The sequence below is a fragment of the Novosphingobium sp. BL-S-33 genome (assembly GCF_056857025.1).
Genome location: NZ_CM166475.1, coordinates 574,633 through 596,492, shown reverse-complemented (window position 1 = coordinate 596,492; position 21,860 = coordinate 574,633). Strand labels below are relative to the sequence as shown.

Below are 21,860 nucleotides of genomic sequence, written 5' to 3'. Positions count from 1 at the left end.
GGCCAGATACCCCGTCCTAGGGGCGCACCACGATCTTCGCCCGCGACAGATTCTGGATGCGGGCAAAGGGCGTGTTTGCATCGCCCTCGCGCTGGGAGGCGGCGCGCAGGACCACGAAGTAGGTACCCGGCTTGTCGAAGCTATGCGTTGTGGAAACCGTGACGTTTGCACCGGTTTCCGGCTTCGCGTCCTCGTCGAAGGTGCCGTCGCCCTCGAAGTCCCACTGCGCGGAGACCACGGAACCGGCGCCCGGCGGGACCGATACCGTTCCGGCAAGTCGCACCGGCTGTCCGCGTCGCACGTCCGTCTGCGCCTTGCCATTTGCCGTTATCGTGACGACCGGCTGGATGCCCTGACGCGCGCTCGCCGCGGCGGGGACCTGAATTTGCCCGTCAACCACCTTGTACTGCGTCGATTGTGGCGGCGCCTTGCCGGTTTCGACCCATGCGGACATATCGCGCAGCGCCTGCTGCAACACGCCGATGTAGGATATCACGCGCGAGGGATCGTCCTGCTTCGTCTGGTCGCCGTGAAGCGCGCGGTCAGTGTACCAGATGCGGAACCGGTCATCGAGCGATGCGCCCACGTTCGCGGCAACCTGCCGGCGATACCAGTCGCCCTGCCACGCCAGCGCCTCGCGGTCCCACATGTTCTCGATTAGGATCACTTTGCCGTCGAACTTGCCAGTCGGCACCGCGCCCGAGGCGTTCTTCGTGAACATCGGGCCGAGCAGCATCTTGCGCTGCGCATAGCGCGGTGTGCCGTCGGCGGTGCGGAACTGGTCCCAGACTGGATATTGGCCGTCATTTGGCGGAACCTGATGCCGGTGATAGCTCTCCACCGCCAGAATATCGCTGTTGTCGAGCGTGACCGCATCGCCCGCCTTGACCTGCGCCACGACGCGCGGATCGTTGATACCGATCATCGCGATGCCGTCCTTGACGTCGCTCAGCAGCAATTTCTTGCCCGATGGCAGTACGAGGTCCGCCAGCAGCAGCGGCTTGCCCTGTGGCACTTGCTCCAGTCGCAGGGCCACCGGCACTTCGTCCGCCGAATTGAGCCCCATCGCCTTCCACGCGAGGTCGGCAGTGCCTTTTGCCGTGCCGGGGGAGCGGCCGGTGTCGAGCCCCATGGTCTCGGCCTTCGCCTCTGTGATGACCTCGACGATGCGGGTGGCGGTGTGCGTCCGGTCGGCGGCGTAGAGTTCGGGGCTGTCATGCCCCTCGTAGCCGGGCTGGCTCCAGAAGTCGCTGAAGTAGCTCGGATCGACCATGCGCACGGCGCCGAAAAGCAGCGCGAAGGCGTGCGGCCCCATCGTCCGCCAGGCATACCAGGACTGCGGCGGGAAACCCATGCGCGTGGCTTCGACAAGCGCCGCCTTCTGCTGGGCGTCAAGCCCGGCGTAAGGATTGCCGTTGCCGCCCGCGTCGAGCGCCGCGACGACCCCGTCCAGCTTCGGGCCAAGCACGCGCATGGCATTGAGGCGGACGGTGAACATGTTCGGAATGGCCATTGGCGAGCCGAGCACATAGGGCACTGCACCGTCCCAGACGCCGTGGGTGTTCTCCAGCGAACCCAGCGTGCGATAAGCGCCGCCGCTGCCGCCATAGGCATATCCGTAGACATGCGGACGCGGTGCGTAGACCTGCGCGGCCACGAAACGCGAAAAGCGCGCGGCGGCGGCATTGGCGCGATAGGCGCCGATGGTCTGGTCCATGCCGCCGAACGGATCGGCCGCCTTGGGGCCGCCGCCATTGGTCTCGATGAAATAGGCCCCGCTGGTCAGTGCCGCGCCGATCCGGTCTTCCTCGCCGCTCAGCCCTTGCGAGAGCGTTTCGCTGTCCGGTACCGGCGTGATGTACTGGAAGAACCGGCCTTGCCAGCCATCCACCGGGAAATAGTAGGAAAACCGGGTGTCGGTACCTTCGAAGCCGCCGTGGACGTAGCGGTAGGCGATTGTCCCGTCATGCCGCACTTCGTCCAGATCGACGAAGGGATGGGCGAACATGGCATCCTCGGCGGTATAGCCATCGGCCCGAAGCGTTGTCTTGGCGGGGGTCTCCACAGCAGCGGTTGCCGCCATGACAGGCGTCGCCGCCACGCAGGCGAGTGCCAGCGTGGCCGTCGCCGCCAGCATTCCTGCACGCATTTGAGTCGGGCGCAAGGATCGCGCGCGCTGGTCGTTCGAAGTCCCGTGCTTCCGCATCCTCATTTTCTCCCGCTTATCCGGCGCACTCGTCGGCGCGCTTTGTCAAACCTCTAGCGCGGTTGGGGCGAAGAGCGCCGCAATATCTTGGAACCGCAATGATTATCGCGGTGGCGGCAAAAGCATCCATCAGGAGTGCCGAATTCTCAGGTAACCGACCACTGGCGGAGCAGGTTATGATAGACATTGGTCAGCGCATCGACCGAACCGTGTTCCGGATGATCGCCCGCAATCGACTGGATCGCGCCGTCCAGTTCGAACATCAGCCGTCGGCGCTCCGGAGAAGCGACGAAGCTCTGTGTCCAGAAGAACGAGGCAAAGCGCACGCCGCGTGTTACCGGCGCGACCCGGTGCAGGCTACTGCCGGGATAGACGACCAGAGAGCCCGCCGGAAGCTTGACCGTATGGTTCCCGAACATGTCCTCAATAACAAGTTCGCCACCGTCGTACTCGTCGGGATCGCTGAGGAACAGCGTGCTCGACACGTCGCTGCGCAAGTGCTCGCCCGTACCAGGGATCGGGAAGATCGCGTTGTCGACATGGTTTCCGTAGTGCCCATGCCCGTCATAGCGGCTGAAACGCGGTTGCAGGATGCGCTGGGGCAGGGTGGCGGCAATGAATAGCGGCGTTTGGTAAAGCCGCGTCAGCACCCGGTCGGCAAGTTGCCGGGCCAGCGGGTGATCGAGCGGGAGTTGTTCGTTCTCCTTGACGAGCGCCGCGCGGTGACCTGCGGTGGCGCGCCCGTCCGCCCAGTTGGCCGCTTGCAGCGCCTCGCGGATTTCGCGCACTTCGTCGGGTTGGAAAAGCTCGGGAATCTCGATGACCATGCGGCCTTACTTGCGCAATATGCGCAAGATGACAATGCCGGCGCGGGAGAGTGCCTGAGCCCGGCCGTCACTCTTCGGCGGCGTAAAAGGCGTCTGCGAAGTCGAAGGCGTCGTAGACGATGCGGCGATAGGTTTCGTCGAAAGTCTTCCGGATTGCGCCGTCACTGATGACCATCGGGCGATCCTCCTCCACGGCCTTGACGACCAGCTTGCCGACCAGTTCGGCCGGCCGGAATTTGACTTCGGCATGCCACTGCGCGCCATTGGGGATCTGCACTTCGCCCTCGCCCGGACCGCCGAAACGGGCAGGGCGGTAGCGGGCATTGTTGGCCTTCATGTTGCTGACGACGCCGTGGGGCACGAAGGCCGTGACCCCCACGCCCTGTTCGCGCGCCTCGATGGCAAGGTTCAGCATCATGCCGATGATCCCCAATTTCGCGCCCGAATACGCCGCGTGATAGGGGATCCAACTCGGCAGCAGCCCGGCGGTGGAGGCCGTGGCGCAGAAATGCCCGTCGCGCGTGGCCACCATGTCGGGATAGAAGGTCTTTACACAGTTGAGCACGCCCAGCAGGTTGGCATGGATGATCCAGTCGATGTCGTCCGCACTCATGTCGGTGATGCGCTCGAACGAGGTTGCTCCGGCGTTCGCGAACAACAGCGAGACGGGGCCGAGATGCTCGGTGGCAGCCTGTTTCGCGGCTTCGAGAGAGGCCATGTCCGTCACGTCGCAGCCGATCGCCAGCGCCTTGCCTCCCATCGCGGCGATCTCGCGGGCGACCGCTTCAGCGTTTCCGGGAAGGATATCGGCAATCGCCACGGCCGCGCCCTTGGCGGCGAGTTCAAGCGCCAGCCCGCGCCCGATGCCGCTGCCTCCGCCGGTCACCACGGCCGTCCGGCCCGCCACTTTGGTCATCGCGTTCCTCTCCCCCTGCGTCGGTGTTCTTCAGGCCCTGAAGGACCCTACATTCTCACCGATGTCGTTATGTCGTTCATTGCGGCGGCCGGGGCGAATTCGAAACGACCTAGGCCATAATCTCCGGCAATCGTGGTGCGCTGCATAGTGCGGCCAAGCGCCGGGTCGTTGCCCGAGACGGCATGGAGCATGCGCCAGTTGTCCCAGATCAACATCTGATCAAGCCGCCATCCGTGGTGATAGCTTTGGGCGGCGGCGATGCGGTTGACAGTCTGGCAGACCTCTTCCAGCAGCGCCTCGCCTTCCGGCGTCTCCAGCCCGAGAATGCCGTCGGCCATGTAGGGTGAAACGTGAAGGCAGCGCCCGCCATCGGCGCGTGTCCAGATCGCCGGATGGATTGCGCGCGGCGCGCCTTTCCGATTTTCCATCATTTCGAGCGCACCCGGCTTTTCGCGGACCACGCGCAAGGTCTCAGGCTGGCCGAAACGGTTGGTCTGATAGGCGACGTTGAGCGTATAGAGGATTTGCGCCTGTTCGAGCCGATCGCGCAGGTCAGCCGGAAAGGCGCGATAAAGCGCCAGTCCGTCGACGAAGCCGGTAAGCCCACCCTCGGGCGTGATCCGGGTCGCCCGCAGCACACCAGCCCGATTGAGCTCGTTGTTGTAGCAATGGTCGAAGTGCCAGGGCAGCCAGTGCGCGAGTTGCTTGCCTTCGATCTCGACGACGCCCGATGCGTTGGGTTCCTGCTTGATCTCGACGACGCCGGGCAACTTGCTGGCATCGACCCGGCTGACTTCCTTCAGCGGATGTTCCTTGAGCGGGCCGAATACGCCGCTCAAGGCCACCTGCATCTCGTCGCTCTGCTCGATCCCGTCGAAGACGATCAGCCCCTCGCGCTCGAAGGCATCGAAGATCACCCGGCGGCTGGCTTCGTCCGCCAGAACCGCGTGCGTGACACCGGAAATGCGCACGCCGAAAGGCAGGTCCTGTCTGAGCGATTCGATCCTCAATGCGCCCATTCCTTGCATCCCTTTCCATTTGGCGCCCCGATCGTTTCATCGGTAGCGCGCCGCCGTTTCTACGGCATCTGTGCATTCAGCATTGAATCGACCAGCAGTCGCCGCAACTGCTCGTTTTCGCGCCTCAGTTGTTGGAGTTCCAAAGTCGCGGTTTCCGGCGCGCCGTTGCCTGCCGGGGCTCTGCGGCCGTCCGCTCCGGACAAGAGGCCGTGAAGCAGCACGTGGACGGCATAGCGGATGTTGCTCTCGATCTCGTCGGCGCCGACGGTCATGCCCCAGGCCGTCACGGTGGGCGGACCGCACACGACGATGTACATATAAGCAATTGCGGCGTTGCGTGCCTGCTCCTCGCCGCATTCGAGGCGGCGGCGGAACAGGCCGGCCAGCCAATCGACGGTCGGGCCGGTGCCGGCATTATAAGTGAAAGCGCCGATCTCCGGAATTCTGGCGGATTCGGCGTTGGTGATCCGCAGCAGGCGGATGCCGTCCTCGCTCATTACATTCGCAACGAGGAGGCGGCCGATGCGTAGCAGAGTGTCCTCGAAATCGTCGCTCTCGCAGGCCTCGAGCGTTTCGAGGGGCAGTATCCAGTCCTCGATCGCGCGCTCCAGCGCGGCCTTGAAGAAGGTGAGCTTGTCGCCATAGCGCTGATAAAAGGTGCGTTTCGCCATGCCCGCTGCCGCGCAAATGGCGTCGATGCTGGTGCGCTCGAACCCGCTTTCCAGGAACAGTACCAGCGCACGGTCGAGCAATTCCTCGTTGCTGAGCGAGGGGCGTCCCGGCCCCCGGCTTGGCGGAGCTACGTGCCCTTCGATCACCTTCACACCTCCCCCGCCCGGCATTGGGATACAATTAAAACGACGTAGGTGTTAAATGCTTGCATTTTCCTACCAGGTGATGGAATGTGTGGGTAATACGCGTATGTATGAAACGATACGGGTGATAATCGGCTCAGCAACCGTGTCGGTCAAGCCACGAAAGGATAATAGGACATAGCGCGGCGCAAAGCCGGCAGAGGAGAGGCGGACGTGGGATTCGCAGGCGGAATTTCCGAATCCGAAGCGGCCATGCCGTCGAGTGGGAAGGCGGCTCTCCCGCTCACCCCGCGCATTGGCTCTCAGCTCATGATCGACAAGGCCGCGTTGCTTGCTGGCCGCCACGCTGCGCAAATTCGCGCCTTACTGGCCGAGCGCGGTGTCGTGGTGATACGCGGCTTAGGTGTCGATGACGAAGAATTGCGCACGATCGCACGCAGCCTTGGCGAATTGCGCATCGGCAAGGCGCGACGCGGTGCCGACGGCGCGGTGCTGGCCGAAGGCGATGGCGGCGTGCTCCGCGTGACGCTCGATGAGACACGCAACCCCGAATACGCGCGCTTCCTGTTCGGCAACCAGCTCTGGCACATGGACGGCACTTACGAAGAGGTTCCGCCTTTCGCCACGCTGCTGGCACCTGTGCGCTTGTCCAACCGGGGCGGTGATACGCTCTTCGCCAATACTTGCGCCGCCTTTGCGGACCTTGCCGAGGAAGAACAGCGGCGGCTCGAAAAGCTGCGCGTGGTCCACACGATGCAGGCGGCGCTTTTTCCCGCCAAGCGCGATTGCACGGTGGAGGAGTTCGCGCTGTGGAGTTCCTATCCGCAGCGTTCGCATCCGCTGGTCTGGCAGCACCGTTCGGGCGCGCGTTCTCTCGTCCTCAGTACGTCGGGTGCCTATGTCGAAGGCATGGAGCCGGCGGAAAGCCATGACCTGCTCCAGCGCCTGATGATCCACGCCACGCAGGACCAGTACGTCTACCGTCACAAGTGGCAGCCGGGCGATCTCGCGATCTGGGACAATACCGGCACGATGCACCGCGTGGAACCGTTCGACCGTGAAAGCGGACGCGAACTGCATCGCTGCACGCTCAACGGCGAGGAACCTGTCACGGCGCCGGCCTGAAAGGCTGAATGCGACCACTGACCCAACGCAATACGAGGATGAGCAACATGCAGGTCGGTATCCACCTGGGCTTCCAGAATCTCCACGGCATGCCGGACGGCGATTTCTTCCGCCGCGAGACCCAGCTCGCGATTGAGGCCGAGGCCATGGGCTTCGACTTCGCCGCGGCGGTGGAACACCACTTCACCGACTACGCCGCCTGTCCCGATCCGCTGCAACTGCTGACTTACGTCGCCGCGAAGACGAGCACAATCAAGCTGATGCCCGCGGCGGTCATTCTGCCGTGGAACGATCCGCTGCGCGTGGTAGAAAAGACCGCCATGCTCGACCATCTCAGCAACGGCCGCGTGATCCTGGGCATGGGACGCGGCGCAGCACGGCGCGAATTTACCGGCTTTCGCACCGATCTAGCGGATTCCCGCGAACGCTTCGACGAGGCGGCACCGATGATCCTGAGGGGGCTGGAAACCGGATTCGTGGAAGGCGCCGGACCGCACTTCCCTCAACCGCGTGTTGAAGTTCGGCCCCGGCCTGAGGGTTGGTCGAAAGAACGCTGCGTCATGGTCTCGATGTCGCGATCCTCGGTGGAGGAAGCAGCCCAACTCGGCCTGCGCACGCTGCGGTTTTCGCAAGGCGACTGGGCCAAGGCGTTGCCCGAGATCGACTTCTACCGCGAGACTTTCGCCACGCTCCACGGCGAACCCGCGCCGCCTTTCATCATCAGCGATTTCGTCGTCTGCTTCGAGGACGAGCAGCAGGTGATCGATTATACCGACAAGTACTTTGCCGCGCAGTTCCAGCAGGTTGCCCAGCATTACGAGTTCGGCGGCGAGCATTTCCGCAGCCTCCCGTCCTATTCGACATATGTTTATCTGGGCGAAGCGGCCGAAGCGGCGGGCGGCCCGGACAAGGCCTATCGTGACTACATCTCCGGCAACATGATCGGCACCCCCGACCAATTGGTCGAAAAGCATTTCGCGCGAGCGGAAATGGTCGGCGACTACTGGATTATCGCCAATTTCAGCTTCGGCGGCATGCCCTACGACGAAGTCTACCGGCAGATGCGGACTTTCGCGGAGAAAGTCATGCCTCGCTTGAAGGAGAGCGCGCGAGTGACGGCCTGAGCCAGTCCATCCGCGCTACCCCGCCGTCTTCTCGCCCATCACGCTGGGTATCCGAGATCGTACTGCCAACATGCGGCGGCAATGTGTTCGGCTTTTCAACGACAAATCGGTTCGAGCGGCAGATTTGCCCGTTCTCTGATCAAGATTGACGTGGCTATTTCGGCCGACACCGAACGAACTGCAACGCGCCTCATCGCGGTCGTTCAAGTTCCCCGAGCCTCTCCTAAAACATGCCATGACCGCAGTGCCGACTCCGGCCGGGCCCAAGGGCCGTGTCGTCGGACGAACCGGTTAGTCCCCTTCCGGTCGCTGACCCGAGAAGGGTGCCGTTCATAAAGGTTCCCTGACCCCAGGCCAAAAACGACCGCAAGGAGGGACGATCCGGAGCGGCTCCTATCGGAACAACGAGGGTTTAAGCGCCCGTTCATTGAGGTTTTAGCGCGCTCGCTTTGAGAACAGAATGTCGAGACGGCTGCGTTGGACGCTCGCAGCGAGCATCTGGGGGCGCTCGATAGGATGCAAGCACTAAATTCGCTCGCGTTATTCGAAGAGCTATTCTTTCGCGGCCAGGAATATCGGTGTGCAGAGTTAGGGAACTCGCTCACAAGATCCGTAACCACGGCAAAACTCATCTCAATGGCATTTTTATCCTCGGCATTGAGCGCTGAGAAGAGCAGATCAAATTCGGCCATGACTAAAGGCTTGAAATCAGGCAGTAGGCATCGTGTGTCTTAGCAATGACATTTACTTGACGATGATATGACCATGTATCAAAATGGGGTTCATGATTGTCCGGCAATGGCGCGGTTGAGATGACCAGACCAGAGAACGACACAGCGATTTCAATCGAGTTGGCAAAGCGCATTCTCGATTCCGAAGCGCGCGGAGACGAGGTGGAAGCTTACATCAACCGCGTGGGGTTGGGCTGGACGCGGATCGTCGGGATTAATTTCGAAGCGGATCACATCTACTGCAGCTACCGCCTCGCCCTTGACGATTTCTGGATTGATGGGACGATCCTATGCGCGCCCGCTGACATCCTCGCGGTAAGGGTGGTGGCATGTCCCTCATTGCTAAAGCGCGCGCCGATCGGTGTCTGTTAGAGCTTAGCGCAAGGCGCGTCGCTGCGCATCAGACATACGGCGGCTTCTTGACGATCCCGAATGCGGTCGGTCCGCGTTGCCGGGGATAATTGGAACTTACATGGAATTCAGACTGGTTCAGCCCAGCGAACACGAAACTATCGCTGCCATTTGGTATGAAAGCGTTAGCCTGATGGATGGAGGTGCACCTGCCCTCGATGACACAAGCACTTTGCTGGACCGGATTAGCATCGAAAATGGCTGGTGTTTGAACGTTGCTGTGGTTGGCGGCCATATCGTCGGGCTGCTTGCGACCATTCCTGAGCAACGCATTCTCGATCAGCTTTTCGTCGCGCCAGACGCTCAACGCCAAGGCATTGGCGCTGCGCTGCTCGATGAAGCAAAGCGGTAGCTTGCGACAGGCTTCACACTTCGGACGCCCGTGACCAATGCCGCCGGGCACCGCTTCTATGAGCCCCACGGTCTACGGGTTGTGGAGGATACAGCCCACCCGATTACTGGAACGCCAGTCCGCTGCTTTGGATGGAAGCAATAGCCACGCACCCATTGGCATCACATGCTGTCCGACTGGGAGGCACGTAGATGCCCTAGAAATATGTCGCGCGTACTAAACGTTGCCGCTCTTGCGGAGACGGATGCATGATAAACCCCGTCGGATTGGCAAAGTGTCGGCAGCCCCGTCAGCTGAAGTCTCCAACATCAGATCGCGGAAGCAGCTTTCGTCACAAATCTCGAAGCTGTCTTTCCGATCTTCGCCAACGAAAACGCCTGCCATGTTGATGCCCAGGCCTGCCAAGGCATTCATATGCGCTCCGTGAGCCTCCAGCATCGTCCAACCCTGCCTTGATGCAGCGGAACACTGCCCCCGGCGCCATGGAATCAAGGATGCTTTGCGCTTTGCCCGTACGCATCCTGTGAAATCAACAAATGCCAGCCCAATTCCGTCCGTCATGATGGACATGCCGGCGGACATCGTGAAACCCGGAGAAAGTCGGATCGCGATGTGGGATAAGCCCGCTTGCCAATACTGAATCCTTGACCTTGGCCCAGAAAATTCGGGTCCATCACCCTGGCTCCATCTCCAGGAGCGTGAGCGCGCCGTCCACGAGCCGGACGATCTGCCGTTCGGTCAATGTCGTGCGCAGTACCGCGACGTGGAAGATGATCGTGCCGATCAACGTGTTGAACGCGAAGTCGCGCACCTGTTCGGACGTGCCGGGACGGGCGCGTTCGAACTCGCGCAAGTAGAAGGTCTGCTCGTTCATGCCGTGGCGGGCGATGGCGGCAGCCAGTTCGGCATGGTGTTCGGCACTGAAAGACATCATCAGCGTTGCCGGGCCGCGCGGACCCGCCATGTAAGTGCAGAGCGCGCGGGCATGCGCGATCAGCACTTCGCGCGGGCTCATCGAATCGTCGATCCTCGGTTCGATCCGGCGCGAGGTCTGGCCCAGCGTCGCCTCGACCAGTTCGGCCTTGTTGGCGAAGCGGCGATAGAGCGTCGAGCGGCTGCATCCGACCAGTTCCGCCACGCTTTCGAATGTGAGTGCTTCATAGCCTTTCTCCGCCAGAAGCCGCCATGTGGCCTCGGCGATGGCCGCGTCCTTTTCCTCGTCGCGCGGGCGGCCCCGCCCCCGTGCGGGCGTCGATACCGGCTCCAGTGCTTTGCTTCCTTCGGTCATTCCTGTCCCCCGTAAACCTCTAACGTCTCACAATTCTGTCATAAAATAACGATACACGCTCGTCTCGTAAATCGCAATCGAAGTAGGGATTCGGGTCGTGATCAATAAACTGGCATTGTTTTCGAGTGTCCTCGCGCTGAGCGTCGGACAAGCCTATGCGGAGGAGGCTCCGGCGCAACCCGCAGATGCGGACGGCGGCTCGCAGGCCGACATCGTCGTTACCGCGCGTAAGACGCGCGAGCGGATCGGCGACGTGCCGCTGGCGATCACCGCGATCGGCGGAGATGACCTGCGCCGTAACGATCACATCCGTCTGGAGGACCTGAACCAGCTCGTCCCAAGCACCAATGTCGTCGTTACTAACGGTCACCAGACCAGCATCTCGATCCGCGGCATCGGCAACAATCCGGGCAGCGATGGGCTTGAGAACAGTGCCGGCGTCTTCGTCGACGGCGTCTATCTCGGCCGCCCGGGCATGGCTGCGTCCGACCTGATCGACATTGCGCAGATCGAAGTGCTGCGCGGTCCGCAGGGCACGCTGTTCGGCAAGAACACCACGGCAGGCGCCGTCAACATCACCACCGAACTGCCGCAGTTCGACTGGAGTGGCCGCGCGGCGGTGACGTACGGCCGCTTCAACTACCAGCAGTATCAGGGCACTCTGACCGGCCCGATCACCGACAACCTCGCCTTCCGCCTGACGGGTTACGACACCACGCGCGACGGGATCGTGAAGAACATCGCGAATGGCGACAAGGTCAGCGATCTGGGCCGTCGCGGCGTGCGGCTCCAACTGCTCTACAAGCCTTCCAACGATCTCAGCGTGCGCCTGATTGGCGAATATGCGCGCGAGCAGCAAAGCTCCGGCGCGGTCACCGTGATCCCCAGCTGGGGCCTTACGCCCGCCGCGATCCAGACCAAGCTCGATGCCACCGGCGCAATTCTGACGATCGATCCCGACGGCCTGACGACGGCAGCGGGCGGGCCTTACAGCACGGGCACCCGCCAGGGCGCGGGCTCGGCCGAGGTCAACTGGACCTTCGGCGGCGGCTTCACGCTCACCTCGCTGACGGCCTATCGCTACTGGCAGTACGATTCCGCTTCGGACACCGAGGGCAGCAGCGCCGATGCCCTGTACGGCGGCTACCACATCAAGGATCGCCAGTTCACGCAGGAAGTGCGCCTCGCGCTTCCGCGCATGGGCAACTTCGATGCGGTCGGCGGCCTCTACTACTTCCACCAGAAGGTCGATACGACGCAGTACGTTTCCTATGGGGACCAGGCTGCCGCGTGGCTTGCCGGCATGCCGACCGCGACGCTCAAGGCCTATGCGCCCTATTCGCCCGCACTGGCGACCCTGCTGGCCTATAACGGCACCCGTTGGGACACCAAGGCCGCGCCCGAGACCAACAGCATTGCCGCTTTCGGTCAGGTCAACTGGCACGTCACCCCGCAGTGGAACGTGACCGGCGGCCTTCGCGTGACGTATGAGACCAAGGAAGAAGACGTTACCCGCCCGGTGCCGGTCAGCAATGCGACCGGCGATCCGGTCGCCGCGCTCGCATCGCAGGCGGCAGGCCCGATCCACGCGCGCATCAGCAATACCGCGCCGTCGTTCCTGATCAGCACAGACTACCGCTTCAATCCGCAAGTCATGGCCTATGCCCTGATTTCGCGCGGGCAGAAGGCGGGCGGCCTCAACACCACGCTGCCGCCGGCCGGGCTCGATGCCGAGGCGCTGAAGGTCCTGCCCGAGACGGCGACCAACTATGAAGTCGGCATCAAGGGCGACTTCCTGAGCCACGCGCTGACCCTCAACCTCAGCGTGTTCAATACTGACATCCGCAACTATCAGGCCAACGTGTTGATGGAGGTCAACAACCAGGTCGTTCAGCTGCTGACCAACGCCGGCAGCGCGCGCACGCGGGGTGTCGAGTTTGAAGGCACGGTGCGTCCGGTGAACGGCCTCTCGATCCACGGTTTCGTCGCCTACAACGATGCCAAGTACCGCGAATATTCCGCAGGTCCGTGCCCGATCGAAGTGACGGGTCAGGCCACGTGCGACCTCTCGGGCCGTCCGATCGCCGGCGCACCGAAGTGGACCACGGGCATCAACGGCGACTACCAGCATGAACTGGCCTCGGGCCTGGTCGGCTATGCCAGCGCGGAATACTCGTTCCGCTCGAAGTATTACGGCTCGCTCGACGATTCCGAACTGACCAAGACCGGCGGCTACGGCTTGCTCAACTTGCGCATGGGGCTGCGGCTCGACGATCGCTGGGACCTGTCGGTCTGGGGCCGCAACGTCACCGACAAGAAGTACGCCAGCAACTACTTCAACTACGGCTCGGTGCTTCCCGGCACCTACGTCGCCTTCTTCGGCGATCCGGCGACATACGGCGCGACCTTGCGCTTCTCGTTCTGACCCTTTTCCTGAGACCCTTCGGAGTTAAGCCCATGAAAACGCTTTCCCGCCTTCTTGTCGCCTGCACCTGCCTTACCGGCATCGCATCCGGAATTACCTTGGCCGCCGCGCCCGCCCAGGCCAAGGACGGCAGCTTCACCATCGCGGTGATCCCCGACACGCAGAACTACGTCGATTACACGCACCAGACGGCCGAGGGCTTCACGTTCGACGCCAGCAAGCTGTTCCTTGATCAGATGGCCTTCGTCGCCGCCAACCTGAAGAGCGCCGGCGGCGACATCGCCTTCGTCGACGGGCTGGGCGACAACTGGCAGCACCAGTCGATGATGATCGATCCGGCGCATGCCGCGCGCGGATTCAAGCGCGCGCCCAACCCAATGATGGAGGCGCACTTCGCGCCCACCGAAAAGGTCCATACGGTTGAAATGCCGACCGTTGGGCAGGGCTGGGACATGCTCGTAGGCAAGGTACCGTTCTCGGTCGTACCGGGCAATCACGACTACGACGCTATGTGGACGGATTCGAACCATCCGCCTGCCGCGCAAGTCCGCAGCGCGGCGGACGTGGGCATGCTGCACTCGGGCGGGCTTTCCAACTGGAAGAAGGTGTTCTCGGATCAGTCGAAGTACTTCAAGGGCCAGTCCTGGTACGTGGCCAGCCATGACGACGGCGCCGACAGCGCCCAGATCTTCACGGCGGGCGGCTATCGCTTCCTCCACATCGGCCTGCAGTTCGATGCGCCGAACGATTCGCTGAAGTGGGCGGCGGAAATCATCAAGCGCTATCCCGGCCTGCCGACGATCGTGTCCATGCATGACTTCCTCGACACGGCCGGAAACCGCCTGCCGAATCCGATGATCGACAATGCCGCCGTCGATCCGGAGGACAACAGCCCGCAGATGATCTGGGACAAGTTCATCAGCCAGAACGACCAGATCTTCATGGTCCTCTGCGGCCACGAGCATGCGCAGGCCTTCCGCACCGACAGCAACCGCTTCGGCCACCCGGTCTATCAGGTCCTCGCCGACTATCAGGACCGTGCGCAGACCGCCAAGGATGCCGGTGCGAAGCTGGAGCCCGGCATGGGCATCGGCGATGGCTGGCTGCGCCTGATGACGTTCGACATGGCGCCCAAGGTGCCGCAAGTGAAAGTCCGGACCTATTCGACGCACTACAAGGTCAACAGCGTCGAAGCGCCCAAGTATGCCGAATGGTACAAGGCCGGTGAGAAGCCCCAGCTTTCCGACGCCGAATACATGAAGGCGGACGATTTCACCATCGACCTGACCGACTTCCGCGCGCGCTTCGACAAGGTCGGCAAGATCGCCGCGAAATAGCTATCGCTTGGAGCTTGTTTGAAAATTAGCTGAATGCGAATTTTGCGGCCCCGCCCCTCTTCTCTTACGAGCTTACCCCGATTGGTGGTCGGATCGGGAAGGGGAGAGGCGGAGCCGCGCCGAAAATGCCCGGTTGGGCACTTTTCAAACAGATGGGGTGATTGGGGCTCCACCGCATCAGTTCAGCCGCCTGCTTTCTGGCCTCGGAATACTTCGGCGCTCGAGGTGCACAGCGCACTCGCAAATCCTGCTGCTGCTCGTAATCTCGGCACCAATCTTTAAGCGCATTCTTGGTGGGATAGCCCAGCTGGCGAATGGTCGCCCTAATCCGCTTGCCAAGCTTGAGATACAGCTCAACCGTCCGGATCCTGTCTGCGTGGGGATACATGAACTACCTCCATGGTGGTCCAAGTTTTCGTCCACATCCCCCCGGGGCAATCCTCAGTGGCAATCAACAGCGACTATACCTAAGCTGCTTCTGCGATCCGTTCTACCTTGATCTCATCTTCATGCGCGCGTGCGCCAGCGAGGTCATAGGCCGACTGCATGCGAAGCAGGGTATCGGCCTTGATCCCGAATGCCTTTTCGAAGCGGATCGCCATGTCGGCCGATATCGACGAATGCAGGGTATCTGGGAACATGGGAATTTCGACACTGAAATTGCCGAAATCGCCGAAGATGGCCCGGCCTACATCCTTTGGATCCGATCCTCATCAGTTCAAGTCAGGGCGTCAATCGGCCGAGCTTCCTCGCAGCACGTCTGCCCGAGGAATTACGCGATAAAACTGCTTTCGGCAGTGCGCGCGCGCATCGCGTCTCCGGTCAATCACTGAAATGCGCCTGGGGGCCGATCTCCAGCGGCGTGCCGAGCACGCCGCCGCGCAGGGGAACGCCGACATTACGGGCCCAATCGAGCCAGAGCTTGTCCAGTCGTGCGACCACTTCAGGATAGAGTTGGCGAACGTCCTGCGTCTCGGTCCGGTCGTTCTCGAGATCATAGAGGGCCCAGGCAAGGTCGCCCCGCTGCCCTCCCGGGGCCAGCGAGACGAGCTTCCAGCGGCCGTCGATTACCGCGCGGGCGCCGTAATGTTCGAAGAAGAAAGGGCGGTTCGCCGGGATCGGCTTGCCTTCGAACACGCCGGCGAGCGAAACACCGTCGATGGGAGCCTTGTCCGTGCGCGGGGTAACACCGGCAAGGTCGAGCAGGGTCGGCGTCACATCGATGATATGCGCGGGCGTGCTCACGCGCGTATCTTCGCGTGCGCCCAATGCCGCAGGCCAGCTCATCAGGAACGGTGCGTGGGTACCGCCCTGGTAGCTTTCCGCCTTCCAGTAGCGCCAGGGGGTGTTCGCCGCGCTGGCCCATTGCGCGCCGAGGCAGGCCATCGTCTGGTCGTCGCCGATCTCGTGTTCTGGATACTCGCCGTACGCGACCTTGCGGCCGTCGCGCGTCTCGCTCCAGCGGTCGTAGCCTGCCTCGACCATCACTTCGGGCGAAGCGCCGTTGTCGATAGTGAAGACGATCAGCGTATCTTCAAATTGCCCAGTATCCTTGAGCGCCTGAACCAGCCGGCCGATGCCTTGATCCATCACTTCGATCATGGCGGCATGCGTCGCCATTTTTCGCACCTGTACCGTGCGCTGCTCGTCGGTCAGGCGCTCCCACGGAATCGAGGCGTTGTGCTCGTAGCGACTTTCAACCGCATCGAGCCGGTCGACGGCGGGATCGACAAGCCCGAACTTGATCTGGCGGGCATAGCGGTCCTGCCGGATCTGGTTCCAGCCGGCGGAAAAGCGCGGGATATACTTCTCGATCAGGGCCGCAGGAGCCATCAGCGGCCAGTGCGCCGCCGTATAGGCCAGATACATCATGAAGGGATCGGAGCCCTTGGCGAGGCGCTTCACTTCGCCCACCGCATGATCGCTGATCGCGTCGGTGAAATAGAACCCCTCGGGGACGGACCTTACCGGCTGGAAGTCGTTCACGAGGCTGAAGGGATCGTGATAGTTCACCACGCCCCAGATGATCCCCCAATGATGCTGGAAGCCGCGAGCGGCGGGATATGTGCGGCGATCCCCGAAATCGCGGTCGAAATGGGCCTGATGGTTGATCCACTTGAGATGCTCGGCCTTGTCCGCAATCGGCTCCGCAGCGGTGAGGTGCCATTTGCCGACCATCGTGGTGGCATAGCCCGCGCGGCGCAGTTCCTCGGCAACCGTAGGCACTTCGAGCGAGAGGCTGGTGCCGTTGCCCGCCATGTTTACGCGGTGTGGATAGCGTCCGGTGAGCAGCGAGGCACGCGAGGGGCAGCAGCGAGCCATGTTGTAAAAATTGGTGAAGTTGACCGAGCGCTTGGCCAGCGCGTTGAGATTAGGCGTGTCGACCTCGCCGCCAAACGCACCGATGTCGGAATAGCCGATATCGTCGCCCAGGATCACGATCATGTTGGGCCGCTTGCGCGGGCGACTGGTCGGAGTGAACGGCAGTTCGCCGAGCAGGCTCGCACTGGCGGGGCCGCCCATCGCGGCGAGGGAGCCGAGCAAGGCCAGCTTCTGAAGGAAGCGACGGCGCGGGCCCACGATTCCGGAATTGGTGGTTTCGCGCAAACTTATTCTCCCGTGGATGGTGCTGCGGGGCACGGGTGCACCGTGCCCCGACCAGTCGTCAGATGCGGACGCGGACGCCGGCAGTGTAGGTCGTCTCGTCGTACCGATACTCCTGCCCGTAAGCAGGCTGGTTGTAGTAGCCGCGGTACTTAGCGCCGAGGATATTGGTGCCGCCCAGATCAAAGCGGAGCCGGTCGTTGACGTCCCAGCTCAGTCCGAAGTCGAGCCGTCCGCTAGGGCGTACGTAGTTGAGCAGGAGCGGGTTGTAGGTTGCATCGCTGGCCCGTGCCGGATCGACTTCGCGGATACCGAGCGCGCCGGTCTCGTCGCTGTCATAATATTTCGAGCGCCACGTGTAGATCAGGCGGCCAGAAAAGCCCGATTTTTCATAAAGCAGCCCGGTGTTGAAGTTGTACTTCGACACGCCCTGCAGCGGCAGGCCGGCGAGCCGGTCGCTGCCCTTCACTTCGGTATCGGCATAAGTGAAGTTGCCCATGACCCCCAGGCCGGACAAAGCGCCCGGTAGGAAGTCGAAGAATGTCTGGCCGCTGACTTCGATGCCCTGCAATTCGGCCTGGCCGATATTGCGCGGGCGGCTGATCGAATAGTTGATCCCGTCGATGACCTCGTTGGCAGAAGCGGTCACCACGCGGTCGGTAATGTCGCGCTTGTAGAGAGCCACGGCGATGAAGCCGCGTCGGAAATAATATTCGAGACTGAGGTCGTAGCTGTCCGATTTCTGCGGGCGCAGGTCCGGATTGCCAGCGGAGCCCGCGTTGAGGATGTTGGGGTTGGTGGACAGTGAATACGTCAGCCCCGGATTGAGCGAGGCAAAATCCGGGCGGCGGATCGTCTTCGCGTAGCTCGCCCGCAGCTGAAGGCCGCCGCCGAACTGAAGCCGCGCGCTGGCGTTGGGCAGCACGTCGGTATCGGTGGTGGTCTGCGAAAGCGGCCGGATTTCCGTGCGCGCGGGCTGACCGCCCGATGCCGGGATCGTCACCACGCTCGAGCCGCGTATCGTGCGTTCGGTACGGGTCGGACGTACGCCGAAGATGCCGTCCAGTGTGATCCCCGAGGTGATCGGCGTCTCATAATTGAACTGGGCATACCCCGCGATCGTCTTCTCGGTGGCGTAGAAGGCACGCTCCGGCTGATAGGCGGGATCGCCGGTGGGTAGACCGTAGAGTGTCCGGAGTGCGTCGCGGCCTTCGTCCGTACGCAGGAAGTCGGGATTGGGCACCAGAGCGCCCGATCCGTCGTTGAACTGCGGGACGCCGGGCATGAGCGTGAGATAGTCGCTCGGCAGCCCCGAGGCATCGACCCTCACTGCGCTGGCCTCGCTGGCAGACCCGATTACCCCGCCGGGCGCCGCCTTGCTCACGATAGCCTGCTGGAACTCGCTGCCGCGATCCGCATAGCGGATGCCTGCCTGGAACTTGCGGAGCAAATTGCTGTCGATGTCGAAGCTGGTATCGATCCGCGCCTGGAACAAGTCGCCCACCGAGCGGCTGAAGTTCTGGTCGAGGCCTTCGCTGAGCACAAGGTTCGAAGAAGACAAGAGTGGATCGCCGGGCGTGGTGGCCGTCGCTCCGCTGCCGCTGTTCGCGGTGTACTGGAAGGTCGGGATTCGCTGGCCGACCACCGCCAGGACAGTCTCGGAAGTGTTGATCGATCGTTGGTACGACACGTCGGCCTTGGCGCTTACGCCGTCGCGATCGAATTTCGCCCCGATCGCGGCAAGCCAGCCGTCGGTCCGGTTGTCGTAGCTGTAGGTCTTCTGCTCGCTTACGGCGTTGGAGATCGTTGCTGACTGGACCTGGCAGAGTTCCTGCACATTGAAGGCGGGAAGCGTGGGCGGGGTGCCGCTGGGAAGGGGCGACTGGCCGCTGTCATTGCGGGCCCGCGCCGTGATGCAATCGTCGGACAGTTCGATGTTGGAAATGCGCGTGCCCGGCAGGAACAGCTGCGCATTGGCCAACGACCATTGGCTCTGCGAGCGATAGCCCGTGTAGAGCCCGTCGGCATAGACCTGGACGCTGTCCGAGGCCTGCCACTGAAGCGAGGCATTGGCCTGGGGGCGCTCGTACCAACCATAGTCCGAGTGGCTCTCAACGACGTTGGGCAAAAGCACGCCCGGCAAATTGTAGGGAATGCCGGTCCCCTGTGCTGCGCGGCGCACGCCCTCACGGGTACGCGGGTGATTGTAATGCGTCTTGGCCCAGCTGACGTTGAGCAGCGCGCCGATTTCGCCGATCCCGGTATCCCAGGTATCGGTGGCGAGAATGCTCACCTGCGGATCGACCCTGTCCGATTTCACGCCGTAGTTGCCGTGCGCGTTGACAACGATCGTCGGCTTGCTGAAGTTGAACGGCTTGTTGACCTGCAGATCGATAATGCCGGCTATGCCGCCTTCGATCAGGTCCGCCGTATTGGACTTGATTACGTCTATCCGTGACAGTGCATCGGCAGGCAGGTCTTGCATTGCGAACGTGCGGCCGGTGGTGGTGATGATCTCGCGGCCATCGAGCGTGGTCAGGATGTCGCCCAGACCGCGGATGCGCACATTGCCGATCTCGTTCGACTGGGTGACCGACACCTGTACGCCCGGAACGCGCTGTAGCGCTGCCGCCGTCGTGGGATCGGGGAACTTGCCGATATCTTCCGAGACGATCGAATCGACGATTTGCGGTGCCTGCTGCTTGATCTGCGCAGCGCGTTCCAGCGACTGGCGAATGCCGGTGACGACAATATCACTCGCCTGGCCTTCTGCTGGAGCGGCTTCCTGCGCCCCTGCCGCACCGCTTGCCGAGAGCGCCGCGATCGAAATGGAAACGTATCCTGCGTGCAACAGTAGTGAATGACGACGGCCCGCCAACGTGATCAATCTCATGTAGCCCCTGAATTCATGACGAACGCCGACGGCGCCTGCCGGGCAGCGCACGGGCAGGCGTTTCGGAAAGTTCGGTTTGAAGGATCTGCCTGGCGCGGTCGCCTCGGCCGAGGGCTTTCGAGCCCTGCGATTAACTCAACCTAAAAAGTTGACAAATATCAGCAAGATAGTTGTGCTTGGTGCAAACGAAGCTCTCCTACTGCGGGCCGGCGCCGCAATCGTCGCTCAAACAAACAGATGGATGACTTCTGCTTCTGGCAGCGCGGCATCCGCCAAGAGAGAGCGATGGCAGCAAGCCGGATCTCTCTCGAAGCAAAGCAGCGCAGTGGAATGTTCCTCTACCAACGAGCGCAGCCGGGCCATCTGTGCCATCGCCTCCGGCAGCTCCAATTGCCCGGCATACACTTCGGCGAGCCTGGCGTGATTATGCTTTCGCGCCGCCTCGCGGCCTTCTGGCGGGGTGCCAAGCGCCTTCAGGCCGATATAGTCGATTCCGGCTTCGCGTAATCCGGCGGCAAGTACATTCTTGGAAAAGCCCGGCCGGCGAGAGAGCGGCACGGCCCGTACGTCGGCCAGAAGCGCGACGCCCGCCAATCGCAGGGCTTCGATTAAGGCCGTCTGAGTGACGCCTTCGTAGCCAATAGTGAAGATACGCATAATGAAGTCACAAATATCCCAAATGAAATTTGCGCGGAATCAAGAATAATGCTCTTCAGTTGGGGGGTGGTAGAGGCGCAGGGTAGGGCCCTTCTTTCGCTTTGCGCCCAAGCCGCCGCTACGGAGTGAGGATTGACGTCGTCGAATATGGCGAGATTGTCTGCCATCCAAGCTTCGAATAGAGGGCTCGGCCGTCTTGGGTGGCGACCAACAACTCGGGGGCGCTCGAACGCTGCCGAGCGTCATGCAGAGTCCGCATTAGGACGCGCCCAAGTCCCTTCCGGCGGTGCTCGGGCTCTGTCGCGATCCGGTCATAGACAAAGACACCGCAGGCCTCCGCTGCGTAACCGCTTGCTGCAAGCGCACCCGTTCGGGAAACGATGCGCGCCTCGATCACCATGCCGACTTTCTTAGCTTCGATTTTATACCCGTGGGCTAGGGGTATCGCGGGAGGGTGCTGGCGAGTGGCCTGTATAAAGTAGCTCGGAGCATGAATCTCCCAGCCCGCCGGTAATGCCGCCCGCAGTTGGTCGGCCTCGCCGCAAAGTTTCAAAAAATGGCGAGGTTCGCTGATGGTGCGCGCCAGTTCTTCGAGACCCGCGCCAACCTTAGGGAAAACCCAACGGGCGATCTCGGCATCCGACTTAGAATCGACACGAAATCCCCCGTATTCAGGCACTGGCAAAGACAGTCCACGCGCGACGGAACGTGCCGAGAGCCATGCATTCAGGACGATAGGATCAAGGCCTTGATTGCTCATCATCTCTCGCAAATGAAACGGCAGCCACCTTGCAACCCCCAAAGCGCTTGGGCAAGAATCCCAATTCACTCTGCTTGACGCAAGGTAATCGGTCCCCGGCCGCCGCGCGGTCCATGAATGATCGGCCGCTTTGAGGGAACGAGTTTGGGTCGGCGAACGGCCGAAGTGCTGGCGGTAGTTGCCCTGGGATCGGCCAGATGAGACAACGTCGGGCAGGCGGCAGCGATCAGGCTTTTCCAACGATTTACAGACTTTCCCGTACCGCCGCCGTGGCTGACGTCCGCGTCTACCTGTCGGTCTCATCGGAATCGGAAAGCAACGTTATGATCAAGGCGGCAGCTATGCAGATAAGAAAACCGACAATGATAAA

At 62.2% G+C, this 21,860-nt stretch carries 17 protein-coding genes and 1 pseudogene; 6 read left to right on the top strand and 12 right to left on the bottom strand.

The window, feature by feature from the left end; genetic code table 11:
* Positions 1-16 precede the first annotated feature (16 nt).
* The 5 genes from AC1VVM_RS19380 to AC1VVM_RS19360 all read right to left on the bottom strand — a co-directional run bounded on the left by AC1VVM_RS19380 (position 17) and on the right by AC1VVM_RS19360 (position 5,786).
* Entirely contained in the window at positions 17-2,137 is a 2,121-nt protein-coding gene (locus tag AC1VVM_RS19380; RefSeq protein WP_482905414.1) for a PKD domain-containing protein, read from the bottom strand.
* Positions 2,138-2,352: 215 nt separating this feature from the next.
* Complete coding sequence (locus tag AC1VVM_RS19375) at positions 2,353-3,033, bottom strand: Fe2+-dependent dioxygenase (RefSeq protein ID WP_482905413.1); 681 nt, start codon at positions 3,031-3,033, stop codon at positions 2,353-2,355.
* Between the two features lie 67 nt (positions 3,034-3,100).
* On the bottom strand, positions 3,101-3,949 hold the full coding sequence (locus AC1VVM_RS19370; protein ID WP_482957131.1) for an SDR family oxidoreductase: 849 nt from the start codon (positions 3,947-3,949) through the stop codon (positions 3,101-3,103).
* Between the two features lie 47 nt (positions 3,950-3,996).
* Entirely contained in the window at positions 3,997-4,968 is a 972-nt protein-coding gene (locus tag AC1VVM_RS19365; protein WP_482957130.1) for a TauD/TfdA dioxygenase family protein, read from the bottom strand.
* A gap of 59 nt (positions 4,969-5,027) precedes the next feature.
* Positions 5,028-5,786 (bottom strand): TetR/AcrR family transcriptional regulator, encoded by a 759-nt coding sequence (locus tag AC1VVM_RS19360; protein WP_482957129.1) that lies wholly within the window; start codon positions 5,784-5,786, stop codon positions 5,028-5,030.
* 210 nt (positions 5,787-5,996) lie between these two features.
* Between AC1VVM_RS19360 and AC1VVM_RS19355 the strand changes: the two genes are divergently transcribed.
* The 4 genes from AC1VVM_RS19355 (at position 5,997) to AC1VVM_RS19340 (ending at position 9,526) form a co-directional block, all read left to right on the top strand.
* Positions 5,997-6,908 (top strand): TauD/TfdA dioxygenase family protein, encoded by a 912-nt coding sequence (locus tag AC1VVM_RS19355; RefSeq protein WP_482957128.1) that lies wholly within the window; start codon positions 5,997-5,999, stop codon positions 6,906-6,908.
* A gap of 47 nt (positions 6,909-6,955) precedes the next feature.
* Complete coding sequence (locus AC1VVM_RS19350; protein WP_482957127.1) at positions 6,956-8,032, top strand: LLM class flavin-dependent oxidoreductase; 1,077 nt, start codon at positions 6,956-6,958, stop codon at positions 8,030-8,032.
* Positions 8,033-8,820: 788 nt separating this feature from the next.
* Positions 8,821-9,135, top strand: coding sequence for a hypothetical protein (locus AC1VVM_RS19345; RefSeq protein WP_482905407.1), 315 nt, complete (start codon positions 8,821-8,823; stop codon positions 9,133-9,135).
* A gap of 100 nt (positions 9,136-9,235) precedes the next feature.
* Positions 9,236-9,526 (top strand): GNAT family N-acetyltransferase, encoded by a 291-nt coding sequence (locus AC1VVM_RS19340; protein ID WP_482905406.1) that lies wholly within the window; start codon positions 9,236-9,238, stop codon positions 9,524-9,526.
* A gap of 673 nt (positions 9,527-10,199) precedes the next feature.
* On the opposite strand, the gene AC1VVM_RS19335 is transcribed toward AC1VVM_RS19340, so the two are convergent.
* Positions 10,200-10,814 (bottom strand): TetR/AcrR family transcriptional regulator, encoded by a 615-nt coding sequence (locus AC1VVM_RS19335; RefSeq protein WP_482957126.1) that lies wholly within the window; start codon positions 10,812-10,814, stop codon positions 10,200-10,202.
* A 97-nt stretch (positions 10,815-10,911) separates the two neighbouring features.
* Here AC1VVM_RS19335 and AC1VVM_RS19330 point away from each other — a divergent pair, with 97 nt between their 5' ends.
* Together AC1VVM_RS19330 and AC1VVM_RS19325 are read left to right on the top strand one after the other, a co-directional pair.
* Positions 10,912-13,239 (top strand): TonB-dependent receptor, encoded by a 2,328-nt coding sequence (locus AC1VVM_RS19330; protein WP_482957125.1) that lies wholly within the window; start codon positions 10,912-10,914, stop codon positions 13,237-13,239.
* Between the two features lie 32 nt (positions 13,240-13,271).
* A complete protein-coding gene (locus AC1VVM_RS19325) occupies positions 13,272-14,576 on the top strand; it encodes a metallophosphoesterase family protein (protein WP_482905403.1) in 1,305 nt (434 codons plus the stop codon).
* 184 nt (positions 14,577-14,760) lie between these two features.
* On the opposite strand, the pseudogene AC1VVM_RS19320 reads toward AC1VVM_RS19325, so the two are convergent.
* The 6 genes and pseudogenes from AC1VVM_RS19320 to AC1VVM_RS19295 all read right to left on the bottom strand — a co-directional run.
* A pseudogene (locus AC1VVM_RS19320) lies at positions 14,761-14,964 on the bottom strand (IS3 family transposase); the annotation flags it as partial.
* Positions 14,965-15,043: 79 nt separating this feature from the next.
* The gene (locus tag AC1VVM_RS19315; RefSeq protein WP_482905402.1) at positions 15,044-15,217 is read right to left on the bottom strand and encodes a helix-turn-helix transcriptional regulator; all 174 of its coding nucleotides are present in this window, start codon (positions 15,215-15,217) and stop codon (positions 15,044-15,046) included.
* A gap of 181 nt (positions 15,218-15,398) precedes the next feature.
* Positions 15,399-17,183, bottom strand: a complete 1,785-nt coding sequence (locus tag AC1VVM_RS19310; RefSeq protein ID WP_482957124.1) for an arylsulfatase — start codon at positions 17,181-17,183, stop codon at positions 15,399-15,401.
* A 58-nt stretch (positions 17,184-17,241) separates the two neighbouring features.
* Complete coding sequence (locus tag AC1VVM_RS19305; protein WP_482957123.1) at positions 17,242-20,073, bottom strand: TonB-dependent receptor; 2,832 nt, start codon at positions 20,071-20,073, stop codon at positions 17,242-17,244.
* A gap of 225 nt (positions 20,074-20,298) precedes the next feature.
* A complete protein-coding gene (locus AC1VVM_RS19300; RefSeq protein ID WP_482905399.1) occupies positions 20,299-20,730 on the bottom strand; it encodes a DUF488 domain-containing protein in 432 nt (143 codons plus the stop codon).
* Positions 20,731-20,848: 118 nt separating this feature from the next.
* Positions 20,849-21,493: a GNAT family N-acetyltransferase gene (locus AC1VVM_RS19295; protein ID WP_482957122.1), complete on the bottom strand. Its 645-nt coding sequence runs from the start codon at positions 21,491-21,493 to the stop codon at positions 20,849-20,851.
* Positions 21,494-21,860 lie beyond the last annotated feature (367 nt).